Origin of the sequence: Klebsiella sp. A-Nf5 (assembly GCF_002810545.1) — a bacterium.
GTDB classification, from domain to species: domain Bacteria; phylum Pseudomonadota; class Gammaproteobacteria; order Enterobacterales; family Enterobacteriaceae; genus Klebsiella; species Klebsiella variicola.
In genome coordinates, this window is sequence record NZ_PIOG01000222.1 from 17,286 (window position 1) to 37,985 (window position 20,700).

Consider the following 20,700-nt stretch of genomic DNA (forward strand, 5'->3'; position numbering starts at 1 on the left):
ATCAGAAGAAACTCATGCCAATAATGATGGTATCTCCAGCCTGCACGGAGGAGTCGGCGGCGACATTTTCCAGCAGCCTACCGCCGCGGGCCTGTCGAATTTGAATATCACGACGGTCGGCGCGGTCGGTGAAACCGCCAGCCAGGGCGATGGCTTTTTCCGCCGTTAATCCCGGCTCCCAGGCATATCCATCCGGTTTTTTCACTTCGCCGAGCAGGTAAACTTTGCGGTATTCGGCAATGCTCACCGTGACCATCGGTGCCTGCAGGTAGTTACCGCGCAGCTTATCGGCGATTTCATTACTCACTTGTTCGGGGGTTTTGCCCTTCAACAACAGCGAACCGATGTAGGGATAATCAATGCTGCCACTGTTATCGATTTTTACCCGCATAGTGAGATCCTGTTCCCCGGAGACGGCAATATTCACTTCATCGCCCTGGTCCAGAAGATAAACCGCGTCCGGCGGCGTTTTGATCGTCTGCGGCGGAGTGGAACAACCCGCCAGCAACAACGCCAACAGCGAAAGCATCGCCAGTTTTCTGTTGAAAAGGATCATATCTGTACCTGCGTCATAAAAATAATGGCCGAATCGTCGTAGCCCAGGGTGCGGTCAACCGCATGCGAGTAGTCCGGGCCAATATAAAATGTGTCCGTGTCTTTATTCGAGTGCATAGTGTTCCATTGCAGCTTCAGCTTAAAGTTAATCGATGGTCGGAAATCGTAGTTAAGCGTCAGTGACAGTAGATTGCTCTGGTCTTTGCGCTTATTGCTCTGATGCTTATAGTCTTCAGTGATATATGAATAATCGACCAGGGTTGAGAATCGATCCACCAGCCAGTGATGCTCATAGCCAACGCCAACATTAGAAACCAGGATATAGCCGCCGGAGTCGGTAGGATCTTTGATGCGCTGGGAACTGTGTAAGTTAAACTTCATCTGCTCCAGCGGTTTCCAGTCGGCGGTGATATCCCAGTTCAGACCGTTGAAACCCTGTGAGTTCGGGTTATGGATAAAGTCTTTGTACAGCCAGGCAACGTTACCATTAATCTCGGTTTTGCCCGACAATCGGTTTTTCATCCCAAACAGCAGATAATACTCATTGCTGTCTTTTAGCGGATTCAGCTCGTAACGGCGCTGGTTGGTGATAAAGCTATAGCGGTAGCGCAGCGTTTTGGCTTTCTGATCGAACAGCTCGGCCACCAGGCTGTTTTCATTCCACTCCTGGTCGTGCATGTAGTAGTCAAAGTCATCGCTGGCGGCTTTAATGCTGTCGAGGTCGCGAAAGCGCAACTGCTTATGCAGCAACGCGACTTCAACTTTACCGCGTCCCTCCGGGGCACCATAGCTGTAGCGTAGCTCGCTGTTGAAAAAACGGGTGCCGATAGGTTTATTAATACCAAACTCTTTAAACTGCTCAGGTAAAAAACCTTCGGTCGTGTCCTGACCGCGTTCTTCGTGACCCAGCGTCTCATCAAGGTCCAGCGAGAGCCCGTGCATGCTGCCGAAGCGCCATTTACCATTGAACATGAAAAAATGATTATTACGATTGTCCGCGCTATCGTTGGCATAGTTGCGATAATCGCCGGAGTACATCAGCAGGTAGCGGTCTTCATAGCGTTCACCGATGGCTTTGACGATCGGTTTAATGTTCTGGTAGCTGGAGCCGATTTTATTCTGGTCATACCGCTGCCAGGTCACGTTGTCGTTGTAACCAATGTCATAACCCAGTTGGCTCTCGAAATCGATGCCGGCAATACCGGTATGCGGTTTCCCCTGCAGGTCAGCATGGACCCAGGGGATATAAAGCAGCACCGTCAGAGCCATCCCTTTAGAACGCATTTTTGCCCACAAAACCACGGAAGAAAGTCAGAAAAATAATTTTTAAATCCAGTAACAGTGACCACGACTGAATATATTGCAGATCAAACTGGATACGTTTTTCCATCTTATCAAGCGTATCCGTTTCGCCGCGAAAACCATTGATTTGCGCCAGCCCGGTGATACCAGGCTTCACCTTATGACGAATCATGTAGTTTTCGACGAGTACGCGATATTGCTCATTATGTGCGACAGCGTGCGGACGTGGGCCGACAATAGACATTCGTCCCTGCAGGACATTAATAAATTGTGGCAATTCATCCAGTGAGGTTTTACGCAAAAAAGCGCCGAATTTGGTGATTCGTGGATCGTTACGCGTGGCTTGCGTGACCACGGCGCTGTTCTCCATCACGCTCATGGTTCGAAATTTCCACACTTGTATCTGTTTACCGTTCAGACCGTAGCGGTTTTGTTTAAACAACACGGGACCAGGCGAGGTGAGTTTAATCCCTATGGCCACAATCAGCATCGCCGGCAGGCTGAGTAAGGTAAAAAAGAGGCCAAGAATGATGTCTTCAATACGTTTGAGTACCGCGCCTTCCCCTTCAAACGGCGAGGTGAAAATACTGATGGTTTGGATGTTGCCAAACATGCGTAACTGGGAAATATGTGCGCTATACGAGAAGAGATCGGGTACCAGAAAGACATCCACTGTGGTATCGGAAAATTCGTTCAGGAACTGGCGAATACGCTGTTGGGCAACCATCGGTAGTGCAATATACACTTCATCTACCTCGCCTTTCTTCGCCAGCGCCAGTAGATCTCTTGAGTTACCCGACTTCTCGATATTGATAAGGCGGCTGTCGCGTTGCACGGTGCGGTCTTCGAAGAAACGAATATCGATACCCTCAGCTGAGAATTCTTTATGCAGTTCCTGAAGGATCGCCAGCCCCGCAGGCGTTATCCCCAGAATGGCGACTCTGCGTTTGCTCTTAAAGAAATAGCGACTGGTTACGACACGGATCAGAAACATACTGATGAAAACGGCAACGGAGCACAGGGCGATCGTTTTGGCTAATGCCAGGTGATGAAGCGAGAGGGGGCGGCTGGCCAGCTGTTCAGCGATGACAATCAACAGAAAAGATAACACCCCCCCCACGCCGGCACTAATAAGCAGTTTAGCGAAAGTGGATAAGTATCTTCCTTTCATTTGCCCCGAATAGAGCTGAAAATACTCATTGGTACGTATAAATATTAATGAATAAATAATCCCAAGTAATATAGACGAAGGGGTGGGGACAAGATCAAGAACGATAAGGTAGACATAGATAAAGATGTTTACAGAGAAAAAATCAAGCAATTTCATTATGTTACTATAGCGGGTGCTATAAATTTTAATTTTGCTATCTGTCATTTTTCGCTCATTTTATCGTCAATTAAATAATGTTTTCTTATCATTCAGTAGAGGGGAAAGGAAAAATTATTTATTAACGTGATTTTGAATAAACTATCTATAACTATAGATGATAGGTTATAAGATGTCGACTTGACAGTTAAAAAATATATAGATTTATCAATGAATAAAATAACCATGAATATTGCGATGTTTTGCGCGATTCATGATACTTAATTCAGCGTTTGAGCGTGCCGGGAAAGTTAGGGGAGAAAGACACGCCTTGGCAGGCCGCAGCCGGATTATAAAATACAGCCGCCTGACTCAGGATGACGACAGCTTGCCGGCCATCGCCTGTTGAATAATCGGGATAGGGGTCAGTAAGTGCTCGCGCATCAATGCGCTGGCCTGCTCGGCATCGCGCGCCAGAATGGCGTCCAGCAGGGTCTGGTGTTGAACATGCTTGTCTTCCAGCATCTCCACCGACAGCACGGTGGTGCGCAGCCAGATGAAGCGGTAGCGCGCCGCGAGGTCGAACAACCGTTCGCGCATTTGCAGCAGATACTGGGAGCCGCAGCCGGCAACGATGGCGGTGTGAAACGCCTGATGGCGCTGGTCCCATTCATCGAGTAAGCGCTCGCTGGCGTCGCAGGACTCCAGCTTGTTGAGCAGATGGGCGCGGGCCAGCAGCTCGGCTTCCCACTCGTCGCCGCCGCGTTCGATGGCGAGGCGCACCAGCATGGCTTCCATGTTGGCGCGCGCATCGAAGATATCGAGAAGCTCCTGTTCGGACATGGGAGCCACCCGATAGCCTTTCTGATTGACCACCGTCACCAGCCTTTCCGCCACCAGCTGCGAGAGCGCCTCGCGCAGCGGCCCGACGCCGAGCTCATAGCGCGACGTCAACAGGCTCATCCGCAGCTTCTCATCGGGTTGGTAGACCCCGCGGATGATGTCGTTTTTCAACCAACGGTACCCGTCAATGGCCGTCGCCTGGGGAATGGCGGTCATGTTCTTACTCCTGAATACTCTTCCCGGCAGGCGCCGGGAACAGGGTTAACGCGTATTTTGCAGCGGCAGTTTTTGCCACAATACCAGCTTTTTCCAGCGCGACATAATTGGTACCGTACAAATAATTCCCAGTGCTAACAGGCCAGTAGAGATCACCTCCAGCTGCTGCGCCGGACGGAACAGCATCACCACCAGCACGAAGGTGATAAAGGCGATCACCAGCCAGGTCAGGTACGGATAGAGCCACATCTTAAGACGAATTTCCCCCCCTTGCGCCAGCAGGATTTTGCGCATCCGCAGCTGAGAAATGGCGATCACCAGATAAACCAGCAGGGCGATAGCGCCGGAGCTGTCGATGAGGAATTTAAACACCTTGGCGGGGGCGTAGTAGTTCACCACCACGGTTAAGAAGGCTGCGCCGGTGGAGAGCAGCACCGCCACGTACGGGGTTTTACTGCGGTTGGTTCGGCCCATGATGGCCGGCGCATCGCCGCGGCGGCTCAGGGAGTAGAGCATCCGCGAGGCAGTGTACAGTGCCGAGTTCAGGCAACTGGTGACTGACAGGAGGATCACGCCGTCCATAATCAGCTTCGCGTAGGGAATATGCAGCAGCTCGAGCACCGAGCGGTAGGAACCGATGCTCTTCAGCCCCGGCATATTCCATGGGATGAGGGCGACGACGATAAAGATCGAGCACAGATAAAAAATAGAGATACGCCAGATCACCGAGTTGGTGGCGCGGACGATGTGTTTATCCGGGGTATCCGATTCGGCGGCGGCAATGGTGACGATCTCCGCGCCCATAAACGAGAACATGGTGATCAGCATCGCGCTGAGTACCGCGCCGAAGCCGTTGGGCATAAAGCCGCCGTGGTCCCACAGCCGCGAAATGCCGCTGACCTCGGCATAGGGATAAAAACCGGTAATGGCGACCGCGCCCAGTACAATAAACGCCAGAATAGCGATCACTTTGCACAGTGCCAGCCAGAACTCGAATTCACCGTAGTTCTTGACGCTCAGCAGGTTACTGCCGGTGAGGGCGAGAGTGATGACCAGGGAGAACAACCACACCGGGACGCCCGGCACCCACGAATGCAGAATAATCGCCGCGATATTGGCTTCCAGCGGAATAACCAGTACCCAGAACCACCAGTACAGCCAGCCGATGGTATACCCCGCCCAGCGGCCGATGGCTTTGTCGGCGTAGGTGGAAAAGGAGCCCGTATCCGGGGTGGCGACGGCCATTTCGGCCAGCATACGCATAATCATCACCACCAGCAGCCCGGCAAACAGATAGGCCAGCAGCACAGCCGGGCCCGCTTCGGCAATGGCGACGCTGGAACCGACAAATAAACTCGCGCCGATCACCCCGGCGATAGATAACATCGTGACGTGGCGCGACTTCAGTCCCGCCCCTAAATCCTGTGATTGCGACAGTTGCCCCATCATTTACCCTCTCGAAGTGTGTCACCTGGGAGAGCGCCCCGACATTCCCGCGCCGGGGCACGCGTATTATTGTTGTTTTGCAGGTCTCGTCTTCATTCCTTTACGAACGTACTTCGCTTCCGCATGTGTTCTGTTCTATGCCTGTTTCGCCTCGGTAAAGCAGTCGGCGATGATCTTCAGCCCCTGCTCGATCTGCGCCTCTTCGATGGTCAGCGGCACCAGGATGCGCAGCACGTTGTAGTACGGCCCGCAGGAGAGCAGGATCAGGCCTTTGTCGCGGGCGCGGGCAACGATATCCGCCGTCAGCCTGGCGTTGGGTTTGCTGTGGTCGCCCTCTTCAAACAGCTCAATAGCGATCATCGCCCCGAGGCCGCGAACGTCGCCGATCTCCGGATGATCTTCCGCAATCGCCAGCAGGCCCTGGCGCAGGGTGTCGCCGAGCTGGTTGGCTTTTTCCAGCAGGTTCTCCTGCTCGAAAATCTGCAATACCGCCAGGGCGGCGGCGCAGGCGATGGGGTTGCCTGCGTAGGTGCCGCCGAGTCCGCCGGGGGCGATGGCATCCATCACCTCCGCCCGCCCGGTGACGCCCGCCAGCGGGAAACCGCCGGCGATGGATTTGGCGAAGGTGGTGATATCTGCCGCCACGCCCATCTGCTCCATGGCGAACAGCGTGCCAGTACGGCCCGCGCCGCTCTGGACCTCATCGGCGATCAGCATGATGCCGTGTTCGTCGCACAGGGCGCGCAGGCGCTGCATAAAGGCCGGGGAGGCGGCATAGAATCCGCCTTCACCCTGCACCGGCTCAATAATGATGGCGGCGATATCTTCCGGCGCGGCGTCATTTTTGAAGATGCGATGGATGCTGGCGATCGCCTCGTCATCGCTGACGCCGTGCAGCGCGCACGGGTAGAGGGCGCGATAGACGTGGCCCGGCATTAACCCCATACCGGCGGAGTACGGGTTCACTTTCCCGGTTAGCGACAGGGTGTAATGAGTACGGCCGTGATAGGCGCCGGTGAAGGCGATGGCACCGCTGCGCCCGGTTGCCGCGCGGGCGATTTTCACCGCGTTCTCCACCGCTTCCGACCCGGTGGTGACCAGCAGGGTTTTCTTGGCGAAATCACCGGGCACCTTCTGGTTCATCTTTTCGCACAGCGCCAGGTAAGGCTCGTAGGCCAGTACCTGAAAGCAGGTATGCGACAGCTTTTTCAACTGGTCTTCGACGGCGGCGACAATCTGCGGGTGCAGATGGCCGGTATTGAGCACCGCGATACCGCCGGCAAAATCGAGATATTCCCGGCCTTCGACGTCCCATACCCGGCAGTTCTCCGCGCGTTCGGCGAAGATAGGGTGGATCTGGCCGACGCCGCGCGGCACCGCATCGCTGCGACGCGCCATCATTGCTTTATTGCTGTTCATCCATCGCTCCTGTTAAAGGCCAATACACATATATTTGATTTCTAAATAATCTTCGATGCCGTACTTCGACCCTTCGCGGCCAAGGCCGGAGGCCTTGACGCCGCCGAACGGCGCGACTTCGGTGGAGATAATGCCGGTGTTGATGCCGATGATGCCGTACTCCAGCGCTTCGCCGACGCGAAAGACGCGGCTCAGATCGCGGGCGTAGAAATAGGCGGCGAGGCCGAACTCGGTATCGTTGGCCTGGGCAATGACGTCGGCTTCATCCTTAAAGCGGAACAGCGGCGCCAGCGGGCCGAAGGTCTCCTCTTTCGCCACTTTGGCGCTGTCGGGAACGTTGACCAGGATGGTCGGCTGGAAGAAGTTGCCGCCCAGGGCGTGCGGTTTGCCGCCGGTGACGACTTTCGCGCCTTTGGCGATGGCGTCGGCAATATGTTCTTCAACTTTGGCGACGGCTTTCTCGTCGATCAGCGGGCCGGTGGTGACGCCATCCTGCAGGCCATCGCCGATGCGCAGTTTTTCCACCGCCTGCTGCAGTTTTTCAGCGAAACGGTCATACACCCCGTCCTGGACGTACAGTCGGTTGGCGCAGACGCAGGTCTGCCCGGCGTTGCGGAACTTCGACGCCAGCGCCCCTTCGACGGCTTTATCAAGGTCGGCATCATCAAAGACGATAAACGGCGCGTTGCCGCCCAGCTCCAGGGAGACTTTTTTGATGTCTTTCGCGCACTGCTCCATCAGCTGGCGGCCAATCTCGGTCGAGCCGGTAAAGGAGAGCTTGCGCACCAGCGGGTTGCTGGTCAGTTCGCCGCCGACGGCCCCGGCGGAACCGGTGACCACGTTGAACACCCCGGCGGGGATCCCGGCGCGATTGGCCAGTTCGGCCAGCGCCAGCGCTGAAAACGGCGTCTGGCTGGCCGGTTTCAGGACCATGGTGCAGCCGGCGGCCAGCGCCGGGCCCGCTTTGCGGGTGATCATCGCCGCCGGGAAGTTCCACGGGGTGATGGCGGCGGTAACGCCGATGGGCTGCTTAATCACCAGCAGGCGCTTGTCGGCCTGATGGCCGGGAATGGTATCGCCGTAAATGCGCTTACCTTCTTCGGCGAACCACTCAATAAAGGAGGCGGCGTAGCTGATTTCGCCTTTGGCTTCCGCCAGCGGTTTTCCCTGCTCGAGGGTCATCAGGCGGGCGAGATCGTCCTGATTCTCCATCATAAGATCGAACCAGCGGCGCAGAATATTCGCCCGCTCTTTGGCGGTCAGGGCACGCCAGGCGGGAAGGGCGCGATTGGCGGCTTCAATTGCTTCGCGGGTTTCGTCGGCGCCCATTTTCGGCACACTGCCGAGCTGCTCGCCGTTGGCCGGGTTGGTCACCGCAATCACATCGCCGTTGGGCGCATCGCGCCACTGACCATCGATCAGCGCCTGCTGGCGAAACAGTGTCATATCGTTGAGTTGCATAATCGCTTCCTGTCTTAAGGGGGTTAACGGGTAAAAGCGGCGTGTAGTGTCTCCACGCTACGTGCCGCACGCAGCGTGCGTCCGGGGTTGCTCTGGCTTTCCAGCAGGGTCTGCACCTTGCTGACGATGTGCGCGCCGATCGGGATAGCGGAGGTGGCCGCCGGCGATGGCGCATTGCAGGTATGTATCGAACGCGCGGTGGTGACGAAGAGAAAATCGTCGATCAGTTTACCCTGCGGCGATACCGCCTGCGCCCGCACGCCGGCGGGCCACGGGCGTAAATCGCTCAGCGTCAGGCTCGGGCAGTATTTTTGCACCAGCCGCAGATAACCGCTTCTGCACAGCGAATTCTTCATTTCGCCCAGTCCGGCGCGCAGGTTGTTTTGCAGTACCCGGCGGATGCCGGGCGAGGTGAGGATCTCCAGGGTGTCGGCCAGCGAGATATCGCGCTTGCGGTAGCCTTCGCGCTTCAGGGCCAGCACGGCGTTGGGGCCGACGGTGACGCTGCCGTCGATCATGCGGGTCAGGTGGACGCCGAGAAACGGCATCGCCGGATCGGGGATCGGATAGATCAGATGGTTGACGATCTGGTTGTGCTGCGGCGCCAGCTGGAAATACTCGCCGCGGAACGGACAGATGATAAAGCCGGGATCGACGCCGAGCATTTTTACCAGCCGATCGGCCATCAAGCCCGAACAGGCGATCAGCGTGGAGGCCTCATATTCGGCGCCCTGGCGGGTGCGGATCACCACGCCGCTGGCATGTTCTTTCAGGGCGCTGACTTCGGCGTCGTAGACGATCGTTCCGCCTTTTGATTCGAAGATCTTCGCCATTGCCGCCGCCACGTCGCGGTAGCTGACGATGCCGCTGGAAGGGACGAAGATCCCGCCGAGCCCGGTAATGTTCGGTTCGCGCTCGCGTAGCTCCCCGGCGCTTAGCCACTCGCGCTGCAGGCCGTTGGCGGCGGTGCGATCCCACAGGGCGCGCATCCGCTCCATCTCCAGCGGCGAGGTGGCGACCAGCATTTTGCCGCAGACGTCATAGCGGATGCCGTTCTGCTCGCAAAACGCTTTGGTGGCGCGGTTGCCGGCGAGGCAAAACTGCGCCTTGAGGCTGCCGGGGGTGTAATACACCCCGGCGTGGATCACGCCGCTGTTGTGGCCAGTCTGATGGCAGGCCGGACCGGTCTCTTTTTCCAGCAGCGCAATGCGGGCGTCCGGGTAAATCTCAATTAACTGCATGGCGGTCGACATGCCGATGATGCCGCCGCCGATAATCACGAAATCATACATCCGCTCAATTCCTTCGCCTGAGAACCCTTATTGATGAGTCTGGTAATGATTCGTGGAATACGCAAAGTAGCCGCGCTGGCGCATCAGTTCGCGGCGCAGGTCCGGGTGCGGCGTAAACCGGTCGCGGCCGTGCAGCCAGAACAGGTTGTTAATCAGCAGGAATTTGCCCACCGGCACCGGTATTGAAAGGATGTTTTTGCTGGTTTCCAGCGCGTCGGAAAGGCGGCTCAGCCAGGTGCCTTCTTCAAAATCTTTCGGCTGGACGAACTGGTCGATATAGCGCATTACCGGACGGCCCAGCGAATCGACGTCGAACACCGGGTGGAAAACATCCTTGCTGACGTTTTTGCTCGGCGGCGCGGCCCAGCGCATTGGGCGGCGAGCCAGCGGGTCGCGGAAAAATTCGTCGAGATGCTCCCAGTCGTCGAGATGCAGCAGCAGGGAATTGCCGCCCTGCATGTTCTGCTCGTCGATCTTCATCATCAGCACGTAGTCGGTAATTTCTTCGACATAGGTACCGTCATTGTGCAGCTCCATCACGCGGTGCGGCTGGCGCAGGTAGCTGTCTGAGTTATCGACATTTTTCACCACAAAGCGGGCGTAATACTGGCCGCTCATGGCGTCGAAGTTGGAACGGCCAATCAGATGCGCGACGGCGGTGGCCAGCTTGACCATCTCCTCGGCCTGGCTGACGTTATCGATGCCTTCGCCGTTGATCAGCAGCGCGCCTTCCGCGCGATCGAGCAATGTTTTGATCAGCAGCGGCTGCAGCTGGTTGCCGCACAGATCGTCGAGGATCTTGCCGACCTGGAAGCGTAAGAAAGATTTGTACTCCAGCGCCTGCACTGGCCACTGCGCGACCTGCTGCAGGAACCGGGAGGTTGTTTCGGCGGAAAAGGTGAGTTCCAGCAAGCGCGGCGACTGGGCGGAAGGGGCGAAGGAAAAGCCAGGGTATTGCTGGGCTAATGATGCGGGTGTCGGTTTTACTGCGGTCAGGGCGTTCATCAGGATCGTTCCTCGCTGTAAGGTCAGGGTGATGTTCATTTCGTAGCCATAAATTAAAAATATCTACATTTTTATAAAATGCGTACGAAATGGCCTTTTTGTTTCTATTTTGTGATCTGACAACAATTATTTAACAATGCGGGAGGGAGATAAGGTGGTGGTTAACGTTGAGGAACAGAGCGGGTGGCGGAAAGCGCAAAATGCGGGGAAGGCTGAGGGTAAATCGTAATACCGGTCACAGTTTTTAATCTGCACAATGTCCTTACCAAATGAGGGTGTTAGTATTCAGCCGGTAAATACCTTTCAATGCTCACTGAGGCTTCGATGCTGGAGAATGTCATTATCAGATAATCAGTTTCCCGACCTGCCCAGGCCGGACTGATTATCGCTGCGCTTAAACCTTACGCACACACCTGCGGGTGTAGGCATGTTTTCGCACATGATAATGAACAGGTTTCAGTATGAATTTATCCCGTCAGGAACAACGTACCTTACACGTTCTCGCCAAAGGTGGCCGTATTGCGCACGTCCGCGATACCTCCGGCCGCATTACCGCCGTCGAATGCTACACCCGTGAAGGGCTGTTGCTGAACGACTGCACCCTCGCGGTCTTCAAAAAGCTCAAAACCAAAAAGCTGATTAAGTCGGTGAACGGCCAGCCGTACCGGATCAACACCACTGGTTTGAATAACGTTCGCGCGCAGGCGGACAACCGCTGATACAGCGACCCGGGCAGTGTCGCTGCCCGGGCGTATGGCTCTCAAGGAGAAACACCCATGATCGATATCCCTCGCATTTTTACTATCAGTGAAAGCGAACACCGTATTCATAACCCTTTTACCCCGGAAAAGTACGCCACCCTGGGACGGGCGCTGCGGATGGCGCCGGGCACCGCCATTCTCGACCTCGGCAGCGGCTCCGGCGAGATGCTCTGTAGCTGGGCGCGCGATCATCAGATCGTCGGCACCGGCGTGGACATGAGCCTGCTGTTCAGCCAGAAGGCGACCGCCCGTGCAGAAGCGCTCGGGGTAAGCGACCGGGTAACCTTTGTGCATCAGGATGCCAGCGGATATGTCGCCAGCCAGCCGTGCGATATTGCCGCCTGCGTGGGGGCCACGTGGATCGGCGGCGGGGTGGCCGGCACGCTTGAACTGCTGAAGCAGAGCCTGCGGCCCGGCGGCATGCTGCTGATCGGCGAGCCATGGTGGCGTAAACGTCCGGCCAAGGCGGAAGAGGCGGTTGCCTGCGGCGCGCAGTCGCCTGATGACTTCCTGACGCTGCCGGCGCTGGTCGCCCACTTTGGTGAACTGGGCTATGACGTGGTGGAGATGGTGCTGGCCGACCAGGAGGGCTGGGATCGTTATGAAGCGGCGAAATGGCTGACGATGCGCCGCTGGCTGGAGGCCAATCCGCACGATGACTTCGCGCCGGAGGTTCGCCAGCAGTTGACCACCGCGCCGCTGCACCATGTCACCTGGACCCGGGAATATCTCGGCTGGGGCGTGTTTGTTCTGATAGCGCGTTAACTGGCATGTCGGTAGCGTCGTAAGGCGCTACCGACCACCTTCAGACCTTCAGTTCGTCGTAGCTGATTACACGCCTCACTGTCGGTAGCGCCATTTGTCTTGCTTTAGTCTTGCTCACTTTCAATAAAGTGAGATGACTGCCAGTGGCTGGAGATCAATGATGCGGGATACTTACCTAACGACGGGCTGTTACCTTATCGAACGTTCAAGGAAAAAACAGGAGGGATAACGGGCAACTTACTCCGTATCACGACGCTATCGCCTCCCTTATTTTTTATTGATGCAACGGTTGGTCACAGGCCGCGAGTATGGATTCATGCATCGCTTCGGAAAGTGTCGGATGCGCAAAGATCATCGACAGGAGACTTTCATCGGTGGCCTCCAGGTGACGGGCGATGCCAAATCCCTGGATCTGTTCCGTGACCTGTGCGCCAACCATATGCGCGCCCAGCAACTCGCCGGTTTCAGCATCAAAAATGGTCTTCACAAAACCCTCTGTCTCGCCGCTGGCCAGCGCCTTACCATTGCTCTGATAAGAGAACTTACCGATCCTGACGGGCCGTCCTCTAGCCACGGCCGTCGATTCCGTCAGGCCCAGACTGGCAACCTGAGGCCGGGAATAAGTGCAACCGGGCACATAGTCGCGATCAAGCGGATGGGTGCCTTCGACACCAGCCAGCGTCTCAATGCAGATCACGCCTTCGTGGCTGGCCTTGTGCGCCAGACACGGCGGGCCGGCTACATCGCCGATGGCATAAAGCCCAAATACGTTAGTGCGACAAGCCGCGTCCGTCTTGATAAAACCGCGGTCTAACTCGACGCCCAGTGCTTCCAGCCCCAGATCTTCAATATTCGGCTGTACGCCAACCGCCAGCAGCACACGTTCGACTTCCAGGAAAGATTCGGCGCTCGTATTTTTCAGTGTACAGCGCACCCCGGTATCGGTGAGCTGGACTTGCGTCACCTGAGTCTGGGTATGGACCTGAATCCCGCGCTTTTCGAATGACTTACGCACCGCCGCTGACACTTCGGCATCCTCCACTGGCAAAATCTGCGACGCTAGCTCGACCAGCGTCACTTTACAGCCCAGATCGTTATAAAGGCTGGCGAACTCGACGCCAATCGCGCCTGAACCGATGATTAATAGCGACCTGGGCAATCGCTTAGGCTGTAGTGCCTCGAAATAGGTCCAGATATGTTCCCCATCTGGCGCTATGCCTGGTAATGCGCGTGGTCGGGCGCCCGTGGCCAGGATCACGTGATCGGCCCGGTAATCGTGCGCTTCCCCCCGGGCATCCGCTACCGTTATTTGTCCCTTACCGCGCAGCCGCGCGGTACCATCAATCACCCTCACGCCATTTTTCTTCAACAGATACTCAACCCCGCCGGTGAGCTGTTGCGAAACGGCACGGCTAAACTGCACCAGTTTCTGCAGATCGACATTCACCTCACCCACGCTGATGCCCAACTGACTGGCATGGGTGATACTGTGCGCGACCTCAGCGCCATGCAACAGCGCCTTGGTTGGAATGCATCCCCAGTTCAGGCAGATGCCGCCCAGATGTTGTTTTTCCACTAAGGCGGTACGAAGTCCTAGCTGGCCGGCACGGATGGCGGCAACATACCCTCCAGGACCCCCGCCGATGATCAGCACATCGTAATTATCGTGCATAGCTCGTCTCCTGGATAAACATCAGGGTAGGGGTTTCAGTCAGTCGCTTGAGTTCCTGGAGAAAAGCTGCACCTGCCGCCCCATCAATGACCCGGTGATCGCAGGATAGCGATACCGTCAGTTGGTGGCGCGCGACGATTTGCCCGTCGCGTACTACCGCCCGCATCTCGCCGGTGCCAATGGCGAGGATTGCGCTTTGCGGTGGATTGATGATGGCGTCAAACTGCCGTACACCGAGCATACCCAGGTTTGACACGCTAAAGGTTCCCCCCTGGAACTCTTCCGGCTTCAGCGTGCCCGCTTTGGCCCTGGTCACCAGGGCGTGAATTTCGGCCGATATGTCGCTGATCGACTTCCGGTTCGCCGAGCGAACAATGGGGGTAATTAGCCCGTCAGGCAGCGCAACAGCCACCGAAATATCGGCATCTGCAAAGCGGCGGATACTTTGTGTCGCTTCATCAAACTGGATGTTGACGTCTGGCACGGCCACCAGCGCCAGGGCACAAGCCTTCACCAGCAGGTCGTTAACCGAAATCTTGACGCCGGGTACTTCGCGGTTAATTTCCTGACGAAACGCTAACAGTCGTTCCAGATCGAGATCGACACTCAAACGGAAATGGGGAGACTGTTGCTTGGAGGTTTGCAGACGAGAAGCGATAGCCCGCCGCATACCGGACATGGGGATGCTCTCAAAGGGTGCCGGGGCACTCTCCTGCACAGGGCTGGTCTGCGGGTGCCCGTCGAGCAACAACGCCGCAGCCAGCACATCATCGCGACTCACCCGACCGCGTGAACCGCTGCTTCGGCAGTCATGCAAGTTGATACCCAGCTTGCCGGCCAAGCGGCGCGCCAGCGGGGTGGCCGATACCTGGCTATCATCGGCATGCGAGCGGGGCGCTTTGCTGGGACGAACGGGGGGCGTCGGAGAGGCCAGGCGACCGCCGGCGGCAACGATCGCGCTTTCCAGATCAGAAACAGAGATACGATCCCCGCGTCCGCTGCCGCGGACCTTTTTCAGGTCGACACCCCAGCGGGCGGACAGTCGTAACGCATGGGGCGTAGCATTAACCTGAGTCACATCGGTCACGCCTTGCAGACTGACGGGGATGTCGGTCTGCCCAATGGGGGCCACGGGGTTGTTGGATGGCGGCGAAACAACGGAAGGTGGCTTAGCGCCTGCCTGTGCCGCTACGTCCGGCGCGGCAGGGACTGCGGGTTTCACCGTCGCCAGACTGGCAGCGAATTCGTCCAATTCAGCATCGCTGACCGAAGCGTCAGCCGCCAGAGCCAGCACGGCGCCAACCTGAAGCGTCTCACCCTCCCGGGCGATTATCCGGCGTAATGTACCGGCAAAAGGTGCCTCCAGCACATTGACGATTTTACTGGTTTCAATCTCACAGATTTCCTGCCCTCTGGTGAAATCGTCACCCTCCTGGATTGCCCATCGAGCGAGCAAGCCTTCCTCCATGGAAAGCCCCCACTTTGGCATTTCAAGCGTCTTGATTTCGCTCATAGGTTAATCCTCCAGCACTTGACGGACGGCGGCTTCGATACGTTCAACGCCAGGGATCCAGAGTTTTTCGAGAGCAGGGGAGAACGGGACCGGCGTGTGTGGCGGTGTCACCAGCAGAACGGGCGCTTTGAGAAAATGGAATGCCTGGGACGCAATCAGCGCCGCGACATCATGAGCAAAACCGAAGCGTGCAGCGGATTCGTCGACAATCACTACCCGCCCTGTGGAAGCCACCGATTCCAGAATACCTTCCTCATCCAGCGGCGAAATGGTTCGCGGGTCGACCACCTCGACCGAGATCCCCTCTCTGGCCAGTTTGTCCGCCACCTGGTTTGCTTTATGTACCATTGCCGACAACGCAATGATGGTGACGTCCTCTCCTTCGCGAGTGTAGTTGGCTACACCTAGCGGGATGGTATAGATCTCGTCCGGTACCTCGCCCTTGAGGTCGTACAGCATTTTATGCTCGCAGAATACCACCGGGTCGTCGTCGCGAATGGACTGGATTAACAGACCCTTGACGTCATAAGGCGTCGAGGGCACCACCACCTTCAGTCCAGGCGTGGTGGCAAAGATATTATAGGGTGACTGTGAATGCTGGGCCGCGGCGGAAAACCCCGCGCCTATCATCCCTCGCATCACCAGCGGAGCTCTGGCTTTACCACCAAACATGTAGCGGAACTTAGCCGCCTGGTTATACAGTGCATCGTGACTCACACCAAAAAAATCCATGAACATCAGTTCCGCGACCGGCCGCAGACCCGTTGCTGCGGCGCCGGCCGCCATACCGATGATGGCCGACTCGGTAATGGGTGTGTCGATAACCCGATCGGAGCCGAACTGCGTCCACAGCCCTTTAGTGACACCCAGCACACCGCCAAAGGCTTCAATCTTCGCCTCTTCGGGCGCATTTCCGCCATGACCGCCACGCAAGTCTTCACCGATGAGCACCACGCGTTCATCGCGTTCCATTTCCTGAGCCAGGGCTTCCTTGACCGCTTCACGATAGGTTTTTATTGTCATGGTTATCACCCTCAGTATGAGACGTACACGTCTGTCAGCAGGTCTTCCGGAGCCGGGTAGGCAGCGGCGCGGGCCTTCAATACGGCATCGTTGACCAGGGCTTCTACTTCCTCGTCAATCGCCGCCAGTTCTTCCTGGGTGATATGCTGCTTGACCTTAGCGGTGAAAATCTTCAGCGGATCATGTTGTTCACGCAGGCGTTGCACTTCACCTTCCGCGCGGTATAGCGCGGGATCGCCCTCAAAATGACCATGCCAGCGGAAGGCTTTGGCCTCAATGACGCTTGGGCCACCGCCTTCTCGCGCACGCTTGACCGCCTCTGAGGTTGCCTCATAAACGGCAAAGAAATCGGTGCCATCGACGGTCACTGCCGGCAGGCCGAAGCCAGCGGCGCGCCGGGCGATATCACGCCCACCCACGGCGTAGTCATGGCCGGTCCCTTCGCCGTAACCGTTGTTCTCGAAAATAAAGACGGCTGGAAGCTGGAGCACGACGGCCATATTGATGGCTTCAAAGACCAGGCCCTGATTAGAACCACCATCGCCCGTAAAAGAGACACCGACGTTGCCGGTTTTTAGCGTCTTTGCTGTTAGCGCGGCGCCGATGGCCAGTGGAGGGGCTCCCCCAACGATAGCGTTCGCCCCCAGCATTCCTTTCGACAGATCGGCAATGTGCATCGATCCACCCTTACCGCGACATAACCCACTGTCCTTACCGAATATTTCGGCCATCATGCCGTGAATGTCACAACCTTTAGCAATACAGTGGCCATGTCCACGGTGTGTTGAACCAATGAAATCTGCGCTCGTTAAATTTTCGCAGACCCCCACCGCGATGGCCTCTTCACCGGTGTAAAGGTGAATGAAGCCCGGAATATCACCGCTGGTATTTTCCTGATGTAACCGCTCTTCAAAGGTCCTGATCTCCCGCATCTTGCGGTAAGCCTGCAATAACGCCTGTTTGCTGAGCATCGTTTAATTCTCCTCAATAAAGGTCACCCAGGCGGGGCCAACAGACAAGGCGGATAACCCTGGCCACACCCATGCAATGAATCTACGAGCGGTTAAAGGGAGTGCGAAGCCACCTTCATGGGGGGGTAGGTGGGGGTTTTCATGCTTGAGGTCAAACTTTCTAAATTTTGTGTAGCAATAAAGTTTGGCCGCCCCATGTCATCCCGGGGGCTGGCGTACAATTGAAAAAAACAAAACGAGTAGACACCACGGATGAAGCCATCGGATTTAGAAGGTCGCCAATCACCCTCACTGGTCTCCGGGCCATTGCGGCTGACGCGAGGCTTGCCGCTAATCCTGACCAAATTCGTCCCGCCTCGCTCCTCAATACAATTGCTGGAGCGCCCCCGGCTTCTTCAGCTTCTCAGTCCCGTTCAGCAGTGCCGGCTGGGCGTTGTTTGTGCCGGCGCTGGATTTGGCAAAACCACGTTGTTGGCGCAATGGCATCAGCAGATGGTCGCCCACGGGGAACGTATCGCCTGGCTGAGCCTCGATGAGGATGATGATGACGTATGGCAGTTTATTCCTTATCTGCTGCAAGCATTGCGTCCACTCTATGCTGACTGGGACGCCGATTTCTGGCGTGACATGGAAGAACAGAAGCTCTCCAGCTCCGAGCAACTGCTGGCCGGGCTCATTAACCAGCTACACTATTGCCCGCATGATGTGTACCTGATTATCGACGACTTCCACGTGATTAACGATCGCGGGGTCTATGAAGCCCTGGGGTATTTAATCAAGCATGCGCCTGCCGCCTTGCATCTGATCATTGGCAGCCGTTTCCACCCGAATCTTGCGCTGAGCCAGCTGCAGGCCCAGGACCAACTGGTGGAAATCTATGATCGAGACCTGCAATTCACGCTCGAAGAAACAAAACACTATTTTAGCCGCACGGTTGCGCTACCCCTCAGCAACCACCATGCACAGCGGCTACAGTCCGTGACAGAGGGCTGGATTGCAGGGATGAAGATCGCTTCATTGTCCGCAGAATTACAGCATGATCCCGAGCATCTGTTGCGCAATATGCATGGAGGAACACGGTCCATTGCCCGCTATCTGAAAGAGGTGGTACTGGATCCGCTGCCGGAAGAGGTTCTCGATTTCCTGGTAAAAACGTCCTTCCTCAGTCGGTTAAATGCCGAATTATGCAACGCAGTGACAGGACGAGATGATAGTAAAGCGATGCTGGCATGGATTGAGCGACACAACCTTTTTTTGTCAGCCCTTGACGAACAAGGCTACTGGTTCCGCTACCATCCTCTGTTGCAGGAAAATCTTCGGGCCATGCTGCAGCAGAACAACGATATTGATCGCAAACAGCTACATGAATTAGCCAGTCATTGGTTCGTCGAACAGAAACTGTGGTCTGAGGCGGTACGCCATGCGCTCAGCGCAGGCAAGCCGGTGCATAGCCCCGGGCAGGACGGCGCAAGCGCTCAGTCACTGGCGGAAGAAGGGGATATCGATACCCTGATTTCATGGATGCATCATTTACCACCCAGCACCGATCCTTCGCGCATTGACCTGCAAATTAATCTGGCCTGGGCACTGGCGCATTATTTCCACTTTGATGAGTCGAGGCAGCTGCTTGATAACCTCGATCAGATGGTACTTCATCATCGTGAGGATTTAACCCGCAGTACCTGGTGTAAATTGCGGGTTGTACGGGCAATTTGCGAAGCCTTTGCGGAAAACATCCCGGAGAGTCTGGCTATTGTTCAGCCGTTGCTGGCCGAAGTGCCCTGCGGCGACACCTGGGTTGATGGTCTGATATGCAATATTCTCAGCTATTGCCATGTTGTTAACCAGCGCTATCACGACGCGCTGGAGGTTCAACAGCATATGCCCTCTCCGGAAAGTCCTTTAGATAATCTGTTTGTCTCGGTATATCGCGCTTTTATCATTGCCCAGTGTCATCTTTGTCAGGGTGATCTGGGAAAAGCCGGGTGGTACGCAGAGAAAACGTTGCGTCAGGCTGAATGTTATACCGGTACCCAGTCGACCAGTGGCGCGACGCTGGCGCCGCTGCTGGCGGAGATAGCCTATGAATGTCAGAGTGGTGACTCGCCCGATCATCTGTTAGCCGACCGGCTCGAATTCATCGACCGATTCAGTCCACCCGACGCGCTGCGTCGTTGCTATACCTATCTCGCGCGTCAGGCCCTGGATGGCGATATGCCGTATGAGGCCGAGCGATTGCTGGAGCATGCGCAGCGTCTTGCCGTGTCTCGCGGCTGGCAACGGCTCCAGGCCATGATGTTAGCCGAGCAGGTGAGAGTGCGGCTGCAGCGCGGCAATGTCACAGGCGCAGAGCAACTGCAGCGACAACTTGAACAAATGGCCGCCAGCTTCCGAATGGATGCCGAACATCCCTGTCAACGCGCTATCGCTCTGTCTGCATCCCTTAGCCACTGTCGCCTTCTTCTCGCCAGAGGCCAGGCGCCGCAAGCCTGTATTCTCCTGGCTGACATGGTCTCTGATCAGGAAAGCCGGGGGGACGGGTTAACCGCAGCGCGTCTGCGTACGCTCTGGTCATTAGCCTTGTGGAACAGTGGCAAAACTGTCGCTGCGCGCACGACATTTCAGCCAGTCGTGCAGCTGGCTGAACAACAGCATCTCAAGGGGCTCTTTCTTGACGCTGGCGATACCTTGCAACCTTTGCTTATCGGTATGAACGATTCCTCTTTGGCTTGTACAGAGGAAGGGATAATCCATGAACCCTGGGCCGGCAAGCGCGCGCCTGCAGATGGAACACCGTTTAATAGTGGAAGCCCCGATATTCATGGCGAGCTGAGCGAGCGAGAGTTGCAGATATTACAACTGATCGCTGAAGGTCAGATGAATAAAGAAATTGCTCGCTCCCTCGCTATTTCTGCCGAGACGGTCAAATGGCACATCAAAAATATCTACGCGAAGCTCAAAGTGAATAGTCGCACTCAAGCGATGAGCCGGGCGCTGGAGATGAAATTACTGGATTAACGGTTTGAAGAGGGGGCAGTTTTGATGTCCTTGCTCAGCGATAAGTGCGTTGAGTTTAAGGGGGCGACGCAAGGGGAAAGCAACCCTGGTGTAAACCCAGAGAGGCTTTTATCTTGATGTAGAGTGGTACTG

Annotated in this window: 16 protein-coding genes; 3 read left to right on the plus strand and 13 right to left on the minus strand. The window is 56.4% G+C overall.

Going from position 1 to position 20,700, the window contains the following annotated elements; all coding sequences use genetic code 11:
• Position 1: 1 nt before the first annotated feature.
• The 9 genes from CWM53_RS20570 to glaH all read right to left on the minus strand — a co-directional run bounded on the left by CWM53_RS20570 (position 2) and on the right by glaH (position 10,845).
• On the minus strand, positions 2–556 hold the full coding sequence (locus tag CWM53_RS20570) for a polysaccharide biosynthesis/export family protein (RefSeq protein ID WP_162677961.1): 555 nt from the start codon (positions 554–556) through the stop codon (positions 2–4).
• Positions 553–1,839 (minus strand): outer membrane beta-barrel protein, encoded by a 1,287-nt coding sequence (locus CWM53_RS20575; protein WP_100676227.1) that lies wholly within the window; start codon positions 1,837–1,839, stop codon positions 553–555. The genes CWM53_RS20570 and CWM53_RS20575 overlap by 4 nt, the downstream gene beginning before the upstream one ends.
• A complete protein-coding gene (locus CWM53_RS20580; protein ID WP_100729430.1) occupies positions 1,829–3,232 on the minus strand; it encodes an undecaprenyl-phosphate glucose phosphotransferase in 1,404 nt (467 codons plus the stop codon). The genes CWM53_RS20575 and CWM53_RS20580 overlap by 11 nt, the downstream gene beginning before the upstream one ends.
• Before the next feature lie 303 nt (positions 3,233–3,535).
• Positions 3,536–4,222, minus strand: coding sequence for a DNA-binding transcriptional regulator CsiR (gene csiR / locus CWM53_RS20585; protein WP_100681386.1), 687 nt, complete (start codon positions 4,220–4,222; stop codon positions 3,536–3,538).
• Between the two features lie 45 nt (positions 4,223–4,267).
• Complete coding sequence (gene gabP, locus CWM53_RS20590; RefSeq protein ID WP_100729429.1) at positions 4,268–5,668, minus strand: GABA permease; 1,401 nt, start codon at positions 5,666–5,668, stop codon at positions 4,268–4,270.
• A 135-nt stretch (positions 5,669–5,803) separates the two neighbouring features.
• A complete protein-coding gene (gabT, locus tag CWM53_RS20595; RefSeq protein WP_100729428.1) occupies positions 5,804–7,087 on the minus strand; it encodes a 4-aminobutyrate--2-oxoglutarate transaminase in 1,284 nt (427 codons plus the stop codon).
• Positions 7,088–7,099: 12 nt separating this feature from the next.
• Positions 7,100–8,548, minus strand: coding sequence for an NADP-dependent succinate-semialdehyde dehydrogenase (gabD, locus tag CWM53_RS20600; RefSeq protein ID WP_002889845.1), 1,449 nt, complete (start codon positions 8,546–8,548; stop codon positions 7,100–7,102).
• A 23-nt stretch (positions 8,549–8,571) separates the two neighbouring features.
• On the minus strand, positions 8,572–9,840 hold the full coding sequence (lhgO, locus tag CWM53_RS20605) for an L-2-hydroxyglutarate oxidase (protein ID WP_012542783.1): 1,269 nt from the start codon (positions 9,838–9,840) through the stop codon (positions 8,572–8,574).
• Between the two features lie 27 nt (positions 9,841–9,867).
• Entirely contained in the window at positions 9,868–10,845 is a 978-nt protein-coding gene (gene glaH / locus CWM53_RS20610) for a glutarate dioxygenase GlaH (RefSeq protein ID WP_100729441.1), read from the minus strand.
• A gap of 461 nt (positions 10,846–11,306) precedes the next feature.
• Here glaH and CWM53_RS20615 point away from each other — a divergent pair, with 461 nt between their 5' ends.
• Both CWM53_RS20615 and CWM53_RS20620 read left to right on the plus strand, forming a co-directional pair.
• Positions 11,307–11,564, plus strand: a complete 258-nt coding sequence (locus CWM53_RS20615) for a YjhX family toxin (protein ID WP_008805277.1) — start codon at positions 11,307–11,309, stop codon at positions 11,562–11,564.
• A gap of 57 nt (positions 11,565–11,621) precedes the next feature.
• A complete protein-coding gene (locus CWM53_RS20620) occupies positions 11,622–12,371 on the plus strand; it encodes an SAM-dependent methyltransferase (protein ID WP_100729427.1) in 750 nt (249 codons plus the stop codon).
• Positions 12,372–12,645: 274 nt separating this feature from the next.
• On the opposite strand, the gene lpdA is transcribed toward CWM53_RS20620, so the two are convergent.
• The 4 genes from lpdA to CWM53_RS20640 are packed head-to-tail and all read right to left on the minus strand — an operon-like array spanning position 12,646 to position 17,550.
• Positions 12,646–14,043, minus strand: a complete 1,398-nt coding sequence (gene lpdA / locus CWM53_RS20625) for a dihydrolipoyl dehydrogenase (RefSeq protein ID WP_100729426.1) — start codon at positions 14,041–14,043, stop codon at positions 12,646–12,648.
• Entirely contained in the window at positions 14,033–15,556 is a 1,524-nt protein-coding gene (locus CWM53_RS20630; protein ID WP_100729425.1) for a 2-oxo acid dehydrogenase subunit E2, read from the minus strand. Before CWM53_RS20630 ends, lpdA begins: the two co-directional genes overlap by 11 nt.
• A 3-nt stretch (positions 15,557–15,559) precedes the next feature.
• On the minus strand, positions 15,560–16,579 hold the full coding sequence (locus CWM53_RS20635; RefSeq protein WP_002889881.1) for an alpha-ketoacid dehydrogenase subunit beta: 1,020 nt from the start codon (positions 16,577–16,579) through the stop codon (positions 15,560–15,562).
• 11 nt (positions 16,580–16,590) lie between these two features.
• Entirely contained in the window at positions 16,591–17,550 is a 960-nt protein-coding gene (locus CWM53_RS20640) for a thiamine pyrophosphate-dependent dehydrogenase E1 component subunit alpha (RefSeq protein WP_002889884.1), read from the minus strand.
• Positions 17,551–17,802: 252 nt separating this feature from the next.
• Between CWM53_RS20640 and CWM53_RS20645 the strand changes: the two genes are divergently transcribed.
• On the plus strand, positions 17,803–20,568 hold the full coding sequence (locus CWM53_RS20645; RefSeq protein WP_100729424.1) for a LuxR C-terminal-related transcriptional regulator: 2,766 nt from the start codon (positions 17,803–17,805) through the stop codon (positions 20,566–20,568).
• The last annotated feature ends 132 nt before the right edge of the window (positions 20,569–20,700 follow it).